The sequence below is a fragment of the Nitrosomonas sp. genome (assembly GCF_020852615.1).
Taxonomy (GTDB): Bacteria; Pseudomonadota; Gammaproteobacteria; order Burkholderiales; family Nitrosomonadaceae; genus Nitrosomonas.
The window spans coordinates 16,687-31,540 of the sequence record NZ_JADZAJ010000017.1 but is presented as its reverse complement, the minus strand read 5'-3'; the positions used below and the strand labels follow the sequence as shown (position 1 = coordinate 31,540).

The following is a 14,854-nucleotide window of genomic DNA, read 5'->3' as shown; positions in this document are numbered from 1 at the left end:
ACCTCATCAGAGTTCACTGTTTCCCGGCCGTTTCCCTGATACCATCCAGCAACCCGGCCAGTACTTCAGTCCCCGCTTTCCGGGAATTGGATAATATTTTATCCATTGGAGCAACCGGCGCCCTGTTTGCCTTCAATAATGCAAGAAACCGGTTCAGTCCTTCCATGATTGCTTCCTTTGAATCCAGAGGAGCGATCGTATCAATCCCCACATTTTTGAGCTTTTCTGCCGTATCACCGATTGGATCTGTCAACGCCAGAATAGGTCGTTGCGCACGCAAATACTCATACAATTTGGCAGGAATCTGATTGTTACAGTTTGCCGCCTGCAGAATCAGCAATCCGTCAACAGTTAGCATTTCTGCCAGTGCCTTATTGTAAGAAATTGGAGGTGCAAGTGAAACAATGGCTCCAATTTCAAAACGATCAATCAGGGATTGCAGATACGCTTCATGATGTGAAGCACGCAGGATAATATGCAAGCTTTCGGCGCTAATAATCTTCTGCTTCAGCAAAGTGGCCAGTGCTTCAAACAAGCAGGTTGGATCACGCTCCGATGGATAAATAATGCCGCTGTGCAGTAAGGTAATCCGGCCGGTTTGGGCAGTCTGGCTCACAGAACGGGTGACAGCCGTAAAACTGGATTCGTCATACCCGTTTTCTATTAAATGAAACCGGGACGCCGGAGTATGCGGAAACCTGACCTGATAATCCCTTAACGTACCGGGTGTCGTAAAAACCGCACCGGAGCAATATTCAATCGTTTTATTTTCCACCCATTCATAAGCACGATAAGTCAGGGGATGAGGTGGGTAATCCGGTTGTACCATGGGATCTCTGAAATCAGCCACCCATGGAATGCCTGTCAAACGGTGCAGACTCAATCCGATCAGATGCGCTGTTGCAATAGGGTAAGTCGACCAGATGACATCTGGTTTGTATTTTTTAATCAGATACCACCCTGCAGGCACAGCGCCCAGCCACCAGCTCACCCAGCGATCCGGCTGAGCCAGCAGCAGCGGATATCGCCCTTTCAACGAAAGATGTCTCGCCGTATCCAGCGCAAAAGCACGATAGACTCGCACCTGTTCCGGAATATCCGCCAGCTGACCGGAATCCGTCTGCTGATAAGCGCGCGGTGAAGGCGCCAGAACAATCGGTTCCCAGCCGTGATCAGGCAGATACCGGGCAAAACGCAGCGTGCGCTGCATCCCGCTGCTGCCGTGCAAAGGCGGGAAATGGTAGGCAATCATCAATACACGTTTTACCATGACAGCACCCGGTTTCCGGTCAGTTCCGCCACCTGGTCACGCCATTCGCGTGTGGAAAACGTATGGTTGGCGCCTTCCATGTGGAAAAGCTCTGCCTGCTTTGCTCTCATTGTTTCCTGCCAGTCTGCCGATGAATCAATCAAATCCAGAAATTCGCGTGCTGTCAGATCATTTCCACTGGTAATAATCAGTGTTTTTCCCTGAAAATACTTCAGGCCATCCAGCATACGCTCCGGCAAAGGCGCGGCCGGATCGCACGATGAACCGGCCTTCTCTTCTGAAACAACCGCTTCTTTTCTGCTCTGTACGCTGCTCCTGCCAAATTCGTACAGAGACCGGATGGAAGCCAGCAGGTTGAATTGTCCCCCCAGTAACTTCTTCCAGAACGCCGGTTCAGACAAACGCTCCAGGTAATAATGTTTCAGGTACGCCCTGGCAATACCCTGTTCTGTTCGAACCCAGGGATTCAGCAACACCAGCCCGCTCACCCGCTGATCCTGATGGGCATAAAATAAAGCAGCTGATGCGGCATCACACAACCCCCAGATAACAACATCCTCCAGAAAAGGACATTCGCTAAAGAAAAAATCGGTGGCACCGCGCAAATCTTCTTCAACATGTTCAAATGTCCGTATCTCGCCGTCACTGTCTCCCATCCCCCGGCAATCAAATCGCATTACAGGAATGCCACGTTCCGCCAGATAACGTGCAAGCAAAACAAACTGCCGGTGACTGCCGGCACGATATTGCGGCCCGCCAACCACGATCAGCACACCTCGTGTAACCGGTTGCTGCGGCAGATGTAAAATCCCGTAAAGCCAGTCGTGATGGCAGCAGAAACGTACCGCCTGTTCCTGAAAATTCATGGCTGGGTTCCGGCAAATGGCCTGGCAGTGGCTGTCAGCAGTGCCGGACATTCACTGATTTCCTGTGTCGCCCAGAATGGCAGACCGGGGATACACGTTACTTCCGGGTAAATACCGGACTGATTCCAGGCCTCCACGACTGAAACACCGGCTGGAGAGAGTCCGCGCCCGGCATCAGGTGTAATTTCAAACCAGTATACTTCGCTGTTTTTGACGGTAAGCCGACTTAATTTCAATTTATCAATTGCAGCTGCCATCGCAGATGAGAGAACATAACCCGCTACCTCCAGCGGTTTGCCTGTTGCCAGTTTTTCACGAAAAACCTGAACACTCGAGGTTTTTTCCATATCATCCGACAGGAGTTCATTTACCAGCTTCAAACGTAAAAACTGGGTCAACAATGATTTACCGTTGACGACGGGCTGCCAGAGTACAAATTTTGCCGGATCAGTCCTCGTTTTTTTACTTGCTGCATAATCCAGTGCCAGCAGGGCTCCCAGCCGTAATCCCCAAAAATGAACCGATGTAAATCCCTGTTGTATTAACCATCGGTAAGCAGATTCAACATCGTTTTTCCAGATCTCCCAGGTAGCCTCGCCAAAATCCCCTTCACTGTCTCCGCAACCATACAAATCGATCTGCAACACGCCCGCTCCGGCTGCTGCAAACGCTTTGGCCTGCAGCGCAGCCATGCGCCGGGATTTATTCATTTCCTCAGCGAATGGATGAAGATAAATAAATGCCTGATTAAGTAACGTATTCCCGACAGGAGAATGGTAAAGACAAAAACGCTTACCCGGCGAAGCATCCAGAAAAAAAGGTTCAGCCGGTGGACTCAGCATAAGGACTCAGTGTGATAATTTATGTTCGACGAACAGCGCCAAACTTCCAAGTGTTTCAAACGTCTGCGCACTGATTTCATCGTCATCCACTGAAAAATCGAAGTAATCTTCCAGCGCAGTAATTACGTTGACCACCGCCATCGAATCCAGCTCCGGGATATTTCCGAGTAAAACAGAACTGGCTGTCAGTGTGTACTTTCTCTCTCCGAGATTCAGCACATCACCCAAAATATTTCTGACTGCTTCAAGATGCTGCATAATCACTCCATAAAAACCATTATTTAATGTTAGCGGCATTTTAAGGCAGTTTCTTAAAACGTGCCGGCTATTGGGTCTGTATAGTCGCCCCTGAAAAACTCACATTGCTGATTATTATTTTTGGAATCAAACCAGATTTTCTGTTGTTCATTCAGATCAACTTGCATGAACTGAGGCCTTTATCAGAAAACAGAGGTGATTTCTGTATTTTCCGCCCGGGGAAAACAGCCAGAAAATGGCCAATGATGGGTTCAATGGTTGCACGTCTTTTGCACTGCTTGTGTTTTGTCCCGCTGGTAACACAGTTTCGTGCCAGGGAATTACCCTTGCCAGTTGCAGCAGAGAATCTGCAGGATCAGGCTGCCACAAAAGATCGACCGTCAACAGATTGCGCTGATGGAAAGTTTTACTCGGAGTGAGCATTGTCAATCACCATTTCGACCGGGAAAATAACACTAATTTTATCATTCCCAGTCGATTTGATCAGAACAGACAGCGATATATTCCACTAAAATCAGATGCTTAATATGTTTTTCAGGGGAGATCACATAGCAGTGAAACAAAACGGGCACAGAAAGTTGCGCGGTTGATTCTTCAACCAATACAGCAATGTGAGCCCAAATTCAGAGGTCATCGAAACCGTCGCCAGATGACTTGCCGTCGAGTCAGCGGGAGAGTAATCAAGATGGCCGATCCCACCCGCTTCAACCCTGCCTTTTCGATACCTGACTGTGACGCCCGGTTGCCGGACAACGTTTTCATAAAGACACGCTGTACACCGTTTTCGCGTGCTAATCCAAGAAGATTTCGGATGGCAAAACCGTAAATCCCGCGACCACGGAACTCGGACAAAGTCTCACATGCAGTAATCTCTGCTACATCTTCACTCGCACAGATAACGCGCGGCAAATCCTTATTCATCGCTGCAGCCGGCAGAAGCCAGGATACGTGAGCAATTTGGCCGTCAGCAAATACACCGTAGGCATAACTGCATCCGAATCGCTCCAAGCGACCCATCTGACGAGTACGAAATAATGGATCCGTCGTTGTAATATTACGCAGATCCTCATCTGTAAGTGCACGAAACTCCCAATCAACCGACTCCAAGGTACTGCTGGCAGCAGCATCTGCGGCGTAGATCAACATGCGCGACCAGCCACCAGCAAACAGGTGCAATAGCATCTTTCGGTCTGAACGAATCAGTTCCAGCACTCTACCAATACCGTACCGCCAGTCGGGGCCGACATAACAACTGGCGGAAAACAGCGGTATATGAGAAGCGCCAAACCCCTTCTTGAATCGCCCAAGTGTCGAATCTTCATCTGCGCCACCGAGGTTGAATATGTAAGCCCCTTCCGACTTCAACTTAATGGTAATACTGTGAATTAGGAAGTGTGATGCACCTACCGCCATGCCATCCGGTGACGTTCCTGCAGACTGGTAGTAACTTCCTCCCGCAGCTTGCAGAACCAAAATACTGGAGAGAACGCTCCCTTCGTGAATTGCCTGAAACAGTTCTCCAGCACCAGATTTGAGAATCGCTGCAATCTCAGGAGATGGGCCATCAAGGGAGATCTTTTCACCCCGGGATCGCCGTCGATCCATTGACTGGTTCATCAGCTCATGATGTACAACCGCTGCCTCAGCCGACCGTGTTTGCTTCACGACAATACCCGCTTTCTGCGCCTTCTTCACATTCCGTCGGTGGTTACTGCTCAGCATCTCGGCAAGATCGCCGGAGATATCAAGGATAAACTCACAGCGTTTTTTCCGCGTACAACGCCGATCAAACAGTGGTGGGTCAGTTCCGTATGGTGATGCGTATGTGCCTAATTCCAGCTGCGTAATACCACCTCGGCGTGAGAAGTCACGCAAGCCCTGCCAAAATACATGACTGTCCACGCCCAGATTTGGAAGTGAAGTAATCTGAAGCGTGCTATTTAACTTTCCCTTCTTGATAAAAGCCCCACAACCATACACAAGCTTACTGGCTGAGTCCTGCAAGCCCACTACCCATATCGAATAACCGAGTAACCGCATCGATTCGAAATAAGCAACCGTTGCAAACGGATTGGCTGGCTGAAGCTTTTCCAGTACTGCGATTACATCACCTTCAGCAGGGCAAGCAATGAACTTCATCACCTCGACATCCTCTGTTCACGACTGAGTGCATCCACAAAAAACTTGGTAGCCCAATTCAAAATACTTAGCCGACCATAGTCACCCCAGACAGGCCATGACCCAGCGACACCTCCACGTAACCGAATATCAGGATTTCGAATATCATGCCGTGCCATCAGATAACGATTTACCAGGTGAGCTGCTTCACGATATTTTTCTTCCCCGGTAAGAGAGTAAAGTTCGTTCCAAACTATCGATGTCTGTGCTGATCCTGTCAGGCAACACCAGTCAACCGCGGCGGAAAAATCTTCTCGCTGGCGCCCGGGAAGAAACCCGTCAGCATGCATAATCCCAATCTCTGCATCTGCGAGTAAACGTGCACCTTCAATTAAATCCTTGCGGCTGGTCAGGTTCCCGATCCAGAGCAGGCCTTGCATTGCATACGCCAAGGTATGCAAAAGCGGTGCATATGCATCTGACAAACAGCAATCAGGCAACCAGCCATTCGAGCGCTGTCGAAAAAGACAATTCTCCGCATTACGCAACGCTGCAGATATATAACGCTCCTCGCCAAGAGCGAAACCTGCCTCACACAACCCCCAGGCAGCCTTCACGTTGTACAGCGCCATACCGGGAGTGGCAAATTGTGAATGACCACGTATCCATGTACCATCAGGCTCTTGAATAGACACCAGCCAGTCGGAGGCACGGCGTGCAGCTTGTTTGAAACGTTCCTCACCCGTACGATGAATCAATGCGCTCCAGCCGAGGAGAACCATGCCGGTGTTGAATACTGCCGGCGTAGGCTCCAGATTGAACTTACCTCCCATCACAGCACCGGTTGGAAGCTGAACAGCAATCTCCCAATCAGCCATAGCAACTGCACGATCAAGTAAATCTGTATCCCCCGTCAACTTTTCCTGTTCAACAAAAGTCTGACAGATGTAGCCTGTAGTCTCTGGGTAACTAACATCAAAATCCTGTCCGAAAACCACACCGTAGGAAACACCCCGGTCGGTACCAGTATCCTGAGCACGTTTCAGCCATGCAATAGCCTCTTGGAGATGGCGCTCAAGATCAAGGTCGTATTCATCTGGAGAATATAGTGGAGCACGCTGAACTCTCTCACGGTGATGTTTCCACACTGTTAAAATTTCCCGCGCCACTCTTCTAATAAGCCTGGGCATAGTTCAAACTTTCTCCATCTGTAAATAGAAAAATCTGATCAGCTTTCTTGTCGCATAAACAAAGTGTACACAGTCGCAACCCGAGATCGGGTAAATTGTAATTTAATTATTAAGGCTTACCCAATACAACTAACAGTGATCTCTTTTCATAATTACTTTAAGCCGAAGACTTTCAGTACTACATTTATTCATAAGTAGCTCTAACAACACTTCAATCACCTCATTATGAACTGGTCTGAACTTTACTGGCAGCGCATTACTCCGCTGCACCTTTTTCTGTGGCCACTCAGCCGGCTGTTTGTTTCGTTTCAGGCCATCCGGCGTACTCTTTACCGGCGTGCGGTACTCACCCCGGTTCGCTTACCCGTTCCAGTCATCGTTATAGACGGCATTACCACTAAAAGTACAGTCAAGGCGCCACTCATCATTCAGGTTGTCAACACCCTGAAAGCAGCCGGACTGCGGCCCGGGATCATCAGTCGGGGTCATCCCGATAACCACCTCCCGCCCGTGAGAGTGACTCTCAATAAATCACCTCATATCGCCGGCGTAAAAGCACTGTTACTCGCCTATCATTTACGTGAAACCTGTCCCATCTGGATTGGTTATGACCGGATTGAAACAGCAAAGGCTTTACTCAATGCTCACAGGGAATGCAACGTACTGATCTGTGATGACGGTTTACAGGATTTTCGTTTGTTGCGTGATTTTGAAGCCATTATCGTTGACACCGGTGTCATCAACTCGGGAAACGGCCTGATCATGCCGGCCGGCCCGCTGCGGGACAGTTTTACACGCTTGCAGCATACGGATGCGGTCGTGCTGGCCGGACATCAGAAGCAACTGCCGGATATTGAAGAAAAAGTCAGAAAAATAGGTATCTATCCTCTGAAAGAACGCTTTTTTAATCTGTTGCAGCCGCAGCAGACAGTCAGTGCGGCTGAGCTGGCGAACAAACGTATTCACGCCATTGTCTGCAGCTCAGAGATGCAAAATTTTCTGGATGATCTTGAATTTCTAAAACTGGCCGTCACTCCCTGTGTATTTCCGGAAGAGCATCACTTTACTGCAGCAGATTTCCAGCCGGATGAAGCTGAAATCATCCTGGTATCCGAAGAAGATGCAGTAAAATGCCTGAATTTACACGATGAACGCATCTGGGTCTTGCAGCAGGAATATCGTATTGACCTCGGGTTGCGCGAAATCATACTTAACAAGCTGAGAGAAAAATTTATGGATCCAAAACTGCTGGATATTCTGGTTTGTCCGTTATGCAAAAGCCCGCTTATCTATAAAAAAGACCAGAGGGAACTGATCTGCAAGGCAGATCGGCTGGCGTATCCCATTCGGGATGGCATCCCCGTCATGCTGGAAGATGAAGCCAGAAAACTGCCTGACGAAGAAGAAATCAAATAGCGCCACGCTCTTTCATACCCCTTTCCATTCAGAAAATTATTTACACGGCGGATATCCGTCGTGTCTGCCTCTCAGCCCTGAATTTTCCATCGGCTCATAGGCCGATCCCTGTTTCCGGCGGCTTCAATATCCCGGTCATAGCGTCCGCCACCCATAAGTATGGAGCCTGTCTTACAAGGTAATACGATCCTGGCCACCGAATAACAGGGAATTTCCAGAGCTCCCTGGTGATAATACTGATCCAGTCCACCCGGCTCGATACGATCAAACAGTACGGCAGCCGGACCTCTTAGCGCCTCGATGCTCTCCAGATTGGCAGTGTCTAACTCACCTGGCGAACCGCCAAAACCTCCAACCCGGCCCATGACGAAAGATACGGGAACCACTGGAAAACTCGCTTCCGATCACAGATCGCACATCGACAAAATTCAGATGGGTTGGAAAGACTGTTTTTACTGCCGTCAGATTCTGGTGAGAAATCTGAGGAACCTCCGATTAGACGGATCCCCGGGGTAGAATCCATTCCCGCCATTTTCCCAGTAACGGGAAATAAATCGCCAGGCGGATGGGGCGATTTTCCATACGCTGCAACGCTTGAGCATAGCGCTCCAGTTGCGGACGATAGCGCTGCTGCTCCCGGTCAAGAAATTCCTCGAGCCCGCCACCCGAATGGGATCCTGTCTTGTAGTCAATGACCCAGCGCACACCTGCTGTATCCACAAATGTTCGATCAATGATGCTAATGGATGTTGAACCGCCCGCCGCAACCAGCAGCGCCCATTCACAGTGCGCCTCCTGATGCCGGCTGCTCAGAATCCAGCGGCCCGTCTCATCTTCCACGCACATTACCCTGAGTGTTTTCGTAATTTGCTGCACAGCCGTTTCCAGATCCTGAGGGGCAATACCGGACTGCATAAGTAATGATCGCCCGGTCTGTATGAAACCATCCAGATCCTGCTGATTTATGTTCTCAATACCAGCCAGCCCGATACGGTGCAGCAGACGGTGCACCACCACGCCCACCAGCCGGGCCGGCTCTCCCGCCCAGTCAAAATCGACCGGCTCTTCTGTCATACCGGCCTCATGCGCGTGCATGGCAACTGCCACGGCTTCTGGTAACGGCGGGGGTTGCCAGGCAGGTACCAGACGCTTTCGACTGACAAACAGTGGGCTGCTCGCCCTCCCGTTCGATACAGGCAAATTTTCAACCCCGGTTTCACGCAGCCGCTTCTGAAAATCTGCCGCCACCGCGGGCCATAACTTTGCCAGTAACGTATCTGATGGCGGACTAAGCCTATCGCCCCCCTCCAGCGTTCCTGAATCAGCTTTCAGATGTCCCAGCAAATGCAGGCTGTGTTTCGCCCGGGTAACCGCCACATACAGCAGGCGCGCCTCTTCCAGTGCAGTCCGTTTCTTTTCTTCAGACAGAATGTAGGCGGAAATCGGGTTTTTTTCACCCCCTGCTGCACTGATCGGGGCACACAACAAAGCGGATTGCCGTGACTGATCACGAAACACCAGCCAGTTGAGCAGCTTCTCCTGATCCCCCCGGGGCGATTTCCCCAGCCCCGGCAAAATCACTGTATCAAACTCCAGCCCTTTGGCCTTGTGCAGAGTCATGAGCTGTAACGAATCATCTGCGGCCACGTCCGGCAGGGCAAACAACTGTATCAGCCGTTCATCCAGTTCCTGGATATCGGGTCGATAACCGATCACATCGAAATTTTCCAGCAACTGAAAATAGACTTCAGCATCCGCCAGATCTGTTTCATCCTGCACACAGGCCGGCCCGCCCAGGCTGGTCCATGCTCCCTCCACACACCTTCTCAAAGACATCCTGTCGTAGAGCGTCAATGCACATTCCAGAACCGGCAGCACCCTGTTCACCCGCTGACCGCCTTCTTCACTCAAAACACCTGAACCAGCACAGGTACGCAATGCATCGATCAGTACATGCTGTGGCAGCGTATTGGCAACGGTATGTAAATCCTGCAGGGAAAGCCCGCAAAACGGGGCACGCAATAATGCCAGCCAGGCGATACGATCAGCCGGATGTACCAGTGCCCGGGTTAATACCATCAAATCCCGGATCACTGCGCGCTGCGCCAGTTGTTCAATTTCCACCGCCTGGAAACGCAATTTTTTTTGTCTTAGACTGGCAACAATACTTACCAGATGGCTGCGATTACGCACGAGCACAGCAGTTCTGCCATTCGGTCGCGTGGCTCTTGCCTGCTCAATAATCGCCACCACCTGCTTTGCCTCGGCCGGATCATCTCTTTGCAAACAAGGATAAACCCTGACCGCCTCCTGCCCGGAAGCCGCATGGGAAGCCACGGATGGTGCATATGAAACCGCACCGAGGTCCACTTTGTCCGTATCCGGCAATATCTGCGGAAAATAGCGGTTTACCCAGTCGACTATTCCACCCTGCGAACGGAAATTGACTGAAAGACGTAAAAACTTCATCTGAATCTGGCCAAAACAGCCACTATCACGAATATCCAGAAACAGCCCGACTTCCGCCTGCCGGAAGCGGTAAATCGACTGCATCGGATCTCCTACCAGAAACAGCGTCCGTCCATCTCCGGTTTGCCAACCGGCAGTCAATCGCTGCAGCAGCTCTGCCTGGTTGGAGGAGGTATCCTGGAATTCATCCACCAGGATGTGGCGGATACGATAATCCAGTGCCAGCGCCAGATCGGTCGGCGTTTCCGGTTCACCCAGCGCACGGACAGCCGCCATGGCAATTTCGGAAAAATCCACCTGACCATGTTGCCGAAAAACCAGCAGCAAATACCCGGCAGCCACCTTGAGCAGGCTGAACAGGGCCTGCAGTGTTTCCCATTCTTCATCGGTATACCGTTCCGGGGGCAGTTGCCTGAGTAAGCACAACTGCTGACGAAATGTCTCCTCATTCTGCAAAGCCGCCAGCAGCTCACTCATCCGCTGCTTCATTCCGTTCAGATATTCTTTTACGTCAGCATCACGTACTGATGATGGTGCCGGGAACCCGTTTGCCTTCGTTACCTGTTTACGCCAGTCTCCCGTTTGGGTGAGCAGGAAATCCGCTATGCTCTCCCAGGCAAGACGATCTTCAAGTGCGTTACCCGGCCAGTGGACTGTATTGCTGTCGGCGGATTCTGCCTCTGACAGATTGACCGCGGCAAACTGCATCAGCTCGATAATTTCCGGTTGGCAGCCGGCAGGAACAGCATCAGCCAATCGCTCTATTGCTTCCGCAACCCGGCCAGACAGCACGGATTCCAGACGATCACGCATACCATCCGAATTAGCGGCATCAACCACACCGTGCAACCATAAATCGCGCCGCGCCAGCATATCGGCAATCAACTGCTGCAATCTGTCCAGACGGTTGTCCAGATGACCGATCAGATGTTCGATTGCTGCAGTCCACTCACCCTCTTCCTCCAGTGCCTCGACTGTCAAACGGGCTGCTTCCAGATACAATCTGTCCGCATCCTCTGCCACTGATGACAAAGCACCCTGCCGGGAACATACCGGCATACGATCGACCAGCCAGGCACACAAGGAATCAATCGTCCGGATACGTAAACGTGACGGATTTTGCAGCAACTGCCAACCCCGCGCCTGATCATGTGCCAGCACCCGGTTTGCCAGCTCCCGCAACTGGCGCTGGTAGGCATCCTTCGCTACCTCCCTCTCATCAGCCGCTGCACGCAAAGCCTGCAAAATCCGATGCTTCATTTCACTGGCCGCCTTGCGGGTGAAGGTAATCGCAATGATCTCTTCCGGTTCATCCACTGTCGCAAGCAGTACCAGAAACCGCTGCGTCAGCAATCCCGTCTTACCTGATCCAGCGGGTGCCTGAATGATGAAGGAATGCTGTGGATCAAGCGCCTGCAGGCGCTCTACCTGATCTGGAATATCCTGTTGCAAGACTGTGTTCATCGTTCCAGTCCGGATAAAAAGAACGCAGCAAAACAGCTTTTATACATTTTTATGAAACAGACAGAAATGGAAAAAATCCATTCACTCAGAGAAAAGCTTAACGCGATGAAATCCGCTCCAGATCAGGAACAGGCGCGACAGACGAAGTCAATAACGGGACAAACTGGAGGGTGGCGATCATTTAGCAGGCATCTACAAAATTAAGTGACTGCTTTATTTTGCTGCCCCATAAAAAAATAAGGCAACCTGGATTCATAACCCAGGTTGCCTGATATGGTACAGGAGGTCGATTAGAATTAGTATTTACCGCCGATCCCACCAAACCAGATGACACAGCCCAGTGCAATAAAGACTGCTGTAGTGATCAGGGTTACTTTCCAAGCTGCTTTATTTTTTTCGTTTTCTCTCTGTGTTGTCGCTGCATCGTATCCCATGCTTTATCCTCCTAATATAGTTAAACGCTTTATCCTACCTCAGATAAACTCCCATTCGCGCGGGAAACTGATGGTGACTTACTTTTTAGTCCAGATACCCGGCATTACCCGCTTTATACGTTCTTCAAACCCATAAAGCTGAGGGGGATTCTAACCCAGATTTTTTTACAATGGAAGCAAAACTATTTTGGCAACAACGTGGTCTGGCCCGGCCTGAAAAACTGTCATTCCACATACCACACAGGGCATATCAGACAAACAGCAATACACTGTCCCGATCACGACAAGGCTGACTGATTGACCTGACTGGCCCAATTCAGAGCGTCAAGCTCCACTTTCAGCAAATCGGTCTGAGCAAGAAATTCAAGTTCTGCCATGGCTTTCCCGGCCTGTTCCATATCCTTTCTTTCTCTGGACTCGATCAACCGCAATTTACAGCCGAGCCGGCCTTCACGATGTACCAGCGCACGGATAACTTCATCCGGCATTTCCAGCTTATCCACAATCTGCCGGATTTCCATACCAAACAGCGTATCCAGTAAAGACATGATCCCGGTCATAAAGGCCCGATCCTGGTAATTTTTGTCATGCGGGCGGTCAATGATTGCAATCAGCTCCATCGTCCTGCCACGGATGGCGGCAGTCTGCATCAGCGCATTGACCTCGCCCGACCCGCCGGAAGGAGCGGTGGCATACAGCAGCAGCTGGATCCATCTTTTTAAAGGCTGATATCCCATTGCGATGATGGCCTGCCGTATGGAACCGATTTTCTGCGGCAATGCCGCCGCCACGGAATTGATCATGCGCAAAAGACTGTAGCTTAAACCCGGCTCGCGCTTGAGCAACTGCTCAACTTCATCGATCTCCGCGTCGCGCATGATCAGTGACAGTAATCGCAGAAGGGATAACTTGCCTGATTCAATTTTGTTACCGGAAACAATAACCGGTCTGGCAAAAAAATACCCCTGGAACATCTCGAACCCCAAGCTCATGCATATTTTCGCACGTTCCGGATTATCCACTTTCTCCGCCAGCAGAATAACCGGCTACGCTTTCAGCTCATGGACCAATCCTTCGATTTCAGTGTCACTCAATGCCAGCACATCGATCTTGACTACATTGACGATTGACAGTAACGGCCTGATTCTGTCATCAATCCGCGTGACATCATCCAGCGCAAGCTGATATCCCGCCTGTTTCAGTTCGATACAACGCTGCACCACCTCGGGAGTGGCAGCAATCGTCTCCAGCAGCTCCAATACGACATGTTTAGCAGGCAACAGCAGGATCGTATCATCCAGGAGCAACTCATTATTCACATTGATGAATCCACGCAGACTGCCCAGCACCTGCTGGATGCCCAAGTGTCCATAAGCATTTACCACCACATTGGCTGAAGCATGCACATCATCGGAAACCTCTGCCATATTTTCATCTCCTGACCGGAACAGGAGCTCGTATGCGACCAGGTTCTGATTACGATCCAGAATGGGCTGTTTACCAAAAAAAGTGTTTTCCATTAAATATACTCACTGACAGGAGCAATCATTACACGACTTTTACCGGATTTTTTGGCCTGATAAAGCACATCATCCGCACGTTTGAGCAGAGACTTCTGGTTTTCATGAAACTGCCGGGCAGCCACGCCCCCGCTAAAAGTAACCGGAACAGGATTACCCTCGATATCCGGCAACGCCTTCCTGGAAAAATTATTCTGTAAGCGCTGCAGCACCCAGACTGCTGATTCCAGCGTGGTATCCGGCAACAGAATGACAAATTCTTCACCACCGTAGCGAGCGATCACATCACTTGACCGCAGCGATCTTTTCGCAACTTTTACAAGATGGATCAGGACATCATCACCAAACTGGTGACCGTAGGTATCATTGATCTGCTTGAAATTATCCAGATCCAGCACCGCCGCGCACAGCGTATTCTCGTTCCGGTCAGCACGCGCCGCCTCCCGCAGATAAATGGCATCCAGACCACGCCGATTAAAGGCGCCGGTCATCGGATCGTAATGTATCAGCTCCCGCATCTGTTCCAGCTCCAGCTTGAGTGATTCGATCTGCCTCTCAGCCTGACGCACCTGTTCCTGGGCACTGTAAATTTCATTGCTGTAACGAAGATTCCGGGTATCACCCAGCACAGTATCCAGAATATTGATGATCTCGTTTACATCGCTGGTTTCCCGGATACGGCGCGCGTACTGCTCAACCTGCCGGCTGTATTCACCCGCACCGGCCACCGGTTTCTGATCCCCGGCTGCTCCTCTGGTTCTTTTCTTGCCAGCAGCCGAAGGTTTGACCAGCCGCAATACTTTTTCATCATCTGAATTCCGCATGATCGCCCTCCTGGAACTTCGCTGTAATTACTGTGTTCATCATAAAAACCCCGGCAGGTTGCCCAAAAAGCATAACCTGCCCAATCAGCTGAATCTCAATGCCCGCTTTCTGCAGCAGCAAGATTAGCCGATTCCGAACAAAATAAAAGGAAGAATAAAAGGAGGAAAACCATGCCAGTTACA

Annotated in this window: 13 protein-coding genes and 1 pseudogene; 2 read left to right on the top strand and 12 right to left on the bottom strand. The window is 50.5% G+C overall.

Annotation, left to right across the window (positions count from 1 at the left end):
* Nucleotides 1-13: 13 nt before the first annotated feature.
* The 6 genes from IT527_RS03315 to IT527_RS03290 form a co-directional block, all read right to left on the bottom strand.
* Nucleotides 14-1,270: a glycosyltransferase gene (locus IT527_RS03315; RefSeq protein ID WP_292966535.1), complete on the bottom strand. Its 1,257-nt coding sequence runs from the start codon at nt 1,268-1,270 to the stop codon at nt 14-16.
* Nucleotides 1,264-2,136 carry a hydrolase 1, exosortase A system-associated gene (locus tag IT527_RS03310; RefSeq protein WP_292966532.1) on the bottom strand — a complete coding sequence of 291 codons (873 nt, stop codon included), beginning with the start codon at nt 2,134-2,136 and terminating at the stop codon, nt 1,264-1,266. Before IT527_RS03310 ends, IT527_RS03315 begins: the two co-directional genes overlap by 7 nt.
* Entirely contained in the window at nt 2,133-2,978 is an 846-nt protein-coding gene (locus IT527_RS03305; RefSeq protein ID WP_292966529.1) for a hydrolase 2, exosortase A system-associated, read from the bottom strand. The genes IT527_RS03310 and IT527_RS03305 overlap by 4 nt, the downstream gene beginning before the upstream one ends.
* 6 nt (nt 2,979-2,984) lie before the next feature.
* Nucleotides 2,985-3,275, bottom strand: coding sequence for an acyl carrier protein (locus tag IT527_RS03300; protein WP_292966527.1), 291 nt, complete (start codon nt 3,273-3,275; stop codon nt 2,985-2,987).
* Nucleotides 3,276-3,866: 591 nt separating this feature from the next.
* Nucleotides 3,867-5,375 carry a GNAT family N-acetyltransferase gene (locus tag IT527_RS03295; RefSeq protein ID WP_292966525.1) on the bottom strand — a complete coding sequence of 503 codons (1,509 nt, stop codon included), beginning with the start codon at nt 5,373-5,375 and terminating at the stop codon, nt 3,867-3,869.
* On the bottom strand, nt 5,375-6,544 hold the full coding sequence (locus IT527_RS03290; protein ID WP_292966523.1) for a hypothetical protein: 1,170 nt from the start codon (nt 6,542-6,544) through the stop codon (nt 5,375-5,377). The genes IT527_RS03295 and IT527_RS03290 overlap by 1 nt, the downstream gene beginning before the upstream one ends.
* Nucleotides 6,545-6,769: 225 nt before the next feature.
* On the opposite strand from IT527_RS03290, the pseudogene lpxK reads away from it, so the two are divergent.
* Together lpxK and IT527_RS03280 are read left to right on the top strand one after the other, a co-directional pair.
* Nucleotides 6,770-7,753 (top strand): annotated as a pseudogene (gene lpxK, locus IT527_RS03285) (tetraacyldisaccharide 4'-kinase); the annotation flags it as partial.
* Nucleotides 7,754-7,777: 24 nt separating this feature from the next.
* Nucleotides 7,778-7,960, top strand: a complete 183-nt coding sequence (locus IT527_RS03280) for a Trm112 family protein (protein ID WP_292966629.1) — start codon at nt 7,778-7,780, stop codon at nt 7,958-7,960.
* 71 nt (nt 7,961-8,031) lie between these two features.
* On the opposite strand, the gene IT527_RS03275 is transcribed toward IT527_RS03280, so the two are convergent.
* The 6 genes from IT527_RS03275 to IT527_RS03250 form a co-directional block, all read right to left on the bottom strand.
* On the bottom strand, nt 8,032-8,325 hold the full coding sequence (locus IT527_RS03275; protein WP_292966521.1) for a hypothetical protein: 294 nt from the start codon (nt 8,323-8,325) through the stop codon (nt 8,032-8,034).
* A gap of 130 nt (nt 8,326-8,455) precedes the next feature.
* The gene (locus IT527_RS03270; protein ID WP_292966519.1) at nt 8,456-11,893 is read right to left on the bottom strand and encodes a UvrD-helicase domain-containing protein; all 3,438 of its coding nucleotides are present in this window, start codon (nt 11,891-11,893) and stop codon (nt 8,456-8,458) included.
* A gap of 296 nt (nt 11,894-12,189) precedes the next feature.
* A complete protein-coding gene (locus IT527_RS03265) occupies nt 12,190-12,327 on the bottom strand; it encodes a hypothetical protein (protein ID WP_292966517.1) in 138 nt (45 codons plus the stop codon).
* 278 nt (nt 12,328-12,605) lie between these two features.
* A complete protein-coding gene (locus tag IT527_RS03260) occupies nt 12,606-13,349 on the bottom strand; it encodes an HDOD domain-containing protein (protein WP_292966514.1) in 744 nt (247 codons plus the stop codon).
* A gap of 24 nt (nt 13,350-13,373) precedes the next feature.
* A complete protein-coding gene (locus IT527_RS03255; RefSeq protein WP_292966512.1) occupies nt 13,374-13,847 on the bottom strand; it encodes a hypothetical protein in 474 nt (157 codons plus the stop codon).
* Nucleotides 13,847-14,671 (bottom strand): GGDEF domain-containing protein, encoded by an 825-nt coding sequence (locus IT527_RS03250; protein ID WP_292966509.1) that lies wholly within the window; start codon nt 14,669-14,671, stop codon nt 13,847-13,849. The genes IT527_RS03255 and IT527_RS03250 overlap by 1 nt, the downstream gene beginning before the upstream one ends.
* Nucleotides 14,672-14,854: the final 183 nt, after the last annotated feature.